Origin of the sequence: Armatimonas sp. (assembly GCF_031410135.1) — a bacterium.
Lineage (GTDB): Bacteria > Armatimonadota > Armatimonadia > Armatimonadales > Armatimonadaceae > Armatimonas.
In genome coordinates this window covers 1-4,146 of record NZ_JANNYP010000111.1, presented here as the reverse complement: position 1 = coordinate 4,146, position 4,146 = coordinate 1, and the positions used below count along the sequence as shown (strand labels likewise).

The following is a 4,146-nucleotide window of genomic DNA, read 5'->3' as shown; positions in this document are numbered from 1 at the left end:
TGGCATCGTACAAAACACTCCTGGCTCTGCAGATAGAGATCTCGTGCCTGATCGGGGCGACCCTGGTTCCAGTGAGCTAGGCCCAAGACGCGCAACGCCTCACCCTCGGCCCAGCCGTCTTGGTGGAGTCGTGCCAGTCGTAGAGCCTCGTCTAGGGCACGGTAAGTTAAGTCGTAGTCTGCCGTCTCGTAGGCCAAGACCCCTGTCCCGAGCCAAGCCCGTCCCTGAAGTGTTTCGGGGAATACGGCACTGCTTTCCAGGAGCTGGCGGAGGGTTCTGAGTCCTTCTAACCGGTAGCCTTGCTCTCGCCAGAAAAGCCAGAGATTTCCGGCTAGCTCCAGCGCAAGCTCAGGGTGGGACTGGACTGCATCGCTCAGGGCAAGACGGATATTATCGTGCGCGGCCTCAAGGACCTGATGCCAGTGGTGCCGGTTCGGGCCAAAGTACTCGGCGACCGCTTGCTGGGCCTGGTTTAAAACGTACCACAAGTAGCGCTGTCGAGCCGCTCGGCCCGCTTCCCCAAGCTCTTGCTCCATGACATACTCTCGAACAGTTTCAAGGAGGCGGTAGGAGCCGTTCTCGGGGGAAAAGGCAATCAGCGACTTGGCGACTAGGGAGGGAAGCTGAGTCAGGCCATCAGGGCAGGCGACTTCCCCTGTCTCTAAGGGAAAGGGACTAATGAAGATGGCAAGCTGGCGCAGCGCCGTCTGCTCGTCCCCCGTGAGAAGCTCCCAGCTCCAGTCCATCGCGGCGCGTAGGGTCTGCTGGCGGCGTAATACCGTGCGACTCCCTCCTGTGAGCAGATCAAAGCGTGCATCCAGACGGCGCACCAGCTCCGAGAGGGGAAGCGACCCGAGGCGCGCCGCCGCAAGCTCAATCGCAAAGGGCAGATCGTCTAAGCGCTGGCAGAGCTGGCGCACCAGAGGGCGATTTTGCTCCGTGAGCTGCCAGCCAGGAAGAGCTTTCTGGGCACGGGCCTGGAAAAGCTGAAACGACTCGTCTTCTGCCAGTGCAGAAACACGCCAGATGGTCTCACTAGAGAGCCCGAGTGGCTCGCGGCTGGTAGTAAGAAAGAAGAGCGAGGGACAGGCCGTTAGAAGGGCATCTACTTCGTCTGCGATGGCATCCAGCAGATGCTCGCAGTTGTCCAGCGCAAGCAAGAGCTTTCGGTTGGCAAGGAGCGTGGCCAGATCTGCCGTCTCCGAGAGCTCTAGCGCGGTGGCAATACGGGCTCGCACAAGGCTGGGGTCACTCAGAGCGGCCAGATCTACCCACGCGATGCCATCCGAAAAACGTGGGTCGTCTTGGAGGCTCTCCAGGGTGGCGAGGGCGAGGCGGGTCTTACCGACGCCACCGATCCCCACGAGGGTGAGAAGACGCGTCTCCCCTAGGCGAGCCCGAAGCTGCTCTAGCGCGGCCTGACGTCCCACGAGTGCGGTGGGGGCGAGGGGCAGGCGGCTCCGCTTGGGGAAGGCAACTTTCGGGGTGGGGGAGTGGCGAGCCTCTGCGAGAAGCCGCTCATAAAGGGCTGTGGTTTCCGGAGCGGGGACGGTTCGTAGATTCTCGCTGAGCCAGAGCCGTAGCGCACGGTAGGTCTGCATCAGCGCGGCAGGATTCCCGCGCTTTGCTTGTGCTTCCATTAGCGCACACCAGGCGGACTCACGGGCAGGATCGAGTGTGGTGAGCCGTTTGAGCGTGATAATGGCTTCCTGAGATGTTTCGGCTAAGCGGGCGAGGCGCTCCAGAGCCCCTAAAAACTCTTGCTCACGCTGCATGCGCTCGGTCTGAATCCAGTCAGCGTCCCAGTCTGGCAGAAGCGTCCCCCGGTAGAGCGCGACCGCTCTGGCATCGTCGCAGTCTTGAAGTGCCTGATCAAAAGCCCAGAGATCACAGGCGACGACGGGGAGCTGTAGTGTCAGGACTCCCGAAGTGCCTGAGGTCTCGACAAGTGCTCCCGCTGCCTCACCTAAGCGCAGGCGCACCTCCATCAGAGTACGGCGGAGGTAGAAGCGCCCCTGCGACTCTGTGACCTCGGGCCAGAGAGTGGCGGCGAGTCGGGCACGGGACTGTGGGCCATGAAGCGCCAGAAGTGCCAGGAGCCGCTCGCCTGCTAGGTGGCGTGGACCTGGCGGGAGGGAATCGCCGTTGGCAAGTAGCTCCATCCCCCCAAAGAGCCGCAAGGTCAAGTCCATTCGCGGATAGGTTCGGCATTGGTAACAAAAATCCTGCCTCGCTGGTAACGCCTCTGGTAACACCTTGGATGAGATACTGCATTCGTTCGGTGAATTTAGCGACGTCTTCAATATTGAGGAGAGTAGTGATCACATGCGGCGGGGGCTTGGCTAGCTTTTATCCCGCCGCATTTTTTTACTTTTAGGGACACAAAACCATGAATGAGACAAAAAATCCGACTCTTTGCCTACTTCTATCCCCTCAGGAATCCGGACTACTACGTGCACTGCTGTCGGAGCACCCCCACAACGAGATCGCGTGTCAGCTTCTTCAGCGCCTGGAAACCGCGGAGGCTAGTCAGCTTCTCCCGACTCTCTCACGGGCTCTGGCTTACGTCGGTCTCTCCAGATAGAAGTAGGCGGTGGCGGACCAGTCGTCTTGTCGCCAGAAGTTACACCAGCCGTCGGGCTGGTCGGCAAGCACAACGGGCTGAGCGAGCTCCTTTAGCTTCAGAAACCCACTCGGCTGGCCGGTGTCAATACTCACGGGTATCAAGGGGACTTTTTTCTCCTGGAGCCCCATTACGCTTGCCTTGTCCGTCCCGCCAATGGTCTGGATCGCGACTTGACAGCTTCCATCAAAGTAGATGGGATCGTCTAAGTGGTAGCGGTAGAAAGCCCACTGGCGGTTGGTACTGTCGGCGATGGGGCAGCCCTGTGTGCGCTGGGCGTAGGCACCCTGTCCCCAGCCCGTGCCGATGTAGTCCTCGGTGCCGGTACCACAGAGAGTTGGAAAGCGCTCGTCCCCGATCCAGACCTTGACCTCACCCTCGCCCCACCACGCCCCCTCGTAGCGCTCGTCGGCGCACAACCCGATGTTGCAGCCAAGAAAGCGTCCACTGCCTGTCACTTTAGGGAGAATCACAAAGCCCTCTCCAAGTACATTGGGCGACTCCTGACGAAACTGTGCGTGGAAGTAGAGCATCTCCGCCGTGTGGGTTACGCCAAGCAGTAGATCAATGTCGTAGAACAGATGCGAGAGGCGCGTCTCGGATGTGTTGGTGATTGTCACCCGCGCGGCGCTTCGAAACGGCATCGGCACAAAGGCGTTAAAGCTACGCCCCTCAGGGCTGGAGAAGAGAGCACACTCGAACGCTACCATGCGCCCCAGTCCTATACCAAAGAAGTCTCCCAAAGGCACCGAAACGGCAGGCGTCTCTGCGCCGTCCCAGAACATCTCTAGCCGAATGGCCCGCAGCATCTCGGGGCTGCGATCCGAGACGGTCATCCAGATTCGCGTGATCGTCCCGCTGCCCGTCACGTCCAGAAGTGTCTGGGTCTCGCCGGGCTCCAAAGAGTCGAAGGCGTGGCCTTTTGCGCCGTCGTTCTCCTGTCCCCCGGCACCACGCCCCGCCGTCGGGTTCTCAAAACTCGCCCAGCGCGTCTCGACACCACGGGGCTTCTCAAATAGTTCCATGCGGCAATTATACTCGCAGCGACCACGCCGATTGGAGACCACGCCGATTGGAACGGCATGGCTGGAGAGCTAAAGCTACAAAGGGCGTACCGCCCATGATCCCGAATCAACTCGGGATGGCCGGCACGGCCTTTGTAGCCAAAGGCTCTCCAGTCCCGCCCCTCCAACGGGCGGGATCTAGGCGATGTCGAAGCGGTCGAGGTTCATGACCTTGTCCCACGCGCTCACGAAGTCCTTGACGAACTTCTCTTGCGCGTCGTCACAGGCATACACCTCGCCGATGGCCCGCAGCTCGGAGTTGGAGCCGAAGATCAGGTCGACACGGGTGCCGGCCCACTTGACAGCGCCGGTCTTGCGATCAACGCCCTCAAAGGTCTGCTTGGCATCCGAGGTCGGCTTCCAGGAGGTGCCTAGGTCCAGCAGGTTGACGAAGAAGTCGTTGGTCAGAGCCTCGGGGCGCTTGGTAAAGACCCCGTGGGCCGTTGCACCGGCCTTGAG

At 60.7% G+C, this 4,146-nt stretch carries 3 protein-coding genes and 1 pseudogene; 1 reads left to right on the top strand and 3 read right to left on the bottom strand.

Annotated features, from left to right (window positions below):
- Window positions 1–2,192: BTAD domain-containing putative transcriptional regulator (locus RMO15_RS04090; RefSeq protein WP_309708162.1), on the bottom strand; the 2,192-nt coding region annotated here is incomplete at its 3' end.
- Between the two features lie 197 nt (window positions 2,193–2,389).
- On the opposite strand from RMO15_RS04090, the gene RMO15_RS04085 reads away from it, so the two are divergent.
- Window positions 2,390–2,584 (top strand): hypothetical protein, encoded by a 195-nt coding sequence (locus RMO15_RS04085; RefSeq protein ID WP_309708159.1) that lies wholly within the window; start codon window positions 2,390–2,392, stop codon window positions 2,582–2,584.
- Here the strand turns inward: RMO15_RS04085 and RMO15_RS04080 are convergent.
- Entirely contained in the window at window positions 2,563–3,648 is a 1,086-nt protein-coding gene (locus RMO15_RS04080; protein WP_309708156.1) for a glycoside hydrolase family 172 protein, read from the bottom strand. The genes RMO15_RS04085 and RMO15_RS04080 overlap by 22 nt on opposite strands.
- 177 nt (window positions 3,649–3,825) lie before the next feature.
- Window positions 3,826–4,146, bottom strand: a pseudogene (locus RMO15_RS04075) (catalase-peroxidase); the annotation flags it as partial.

Coding starts and splice junctions, on each gene's coding strand:
- RMO15_RS04085 (WP_309708159.1), top strand. CDS start 2,390: ATGAATGAGACAAAAAATCCGACTCTTTGCCTACTTCTATCCCCTCAG.
- RMO15_RS04080 (WP_309708156.1), bottom strand. CDS start 3,648: ATGGAACTATTTGAGAAGCCCCGTGGTGTCGAGACGCGCTGGGCGAGT.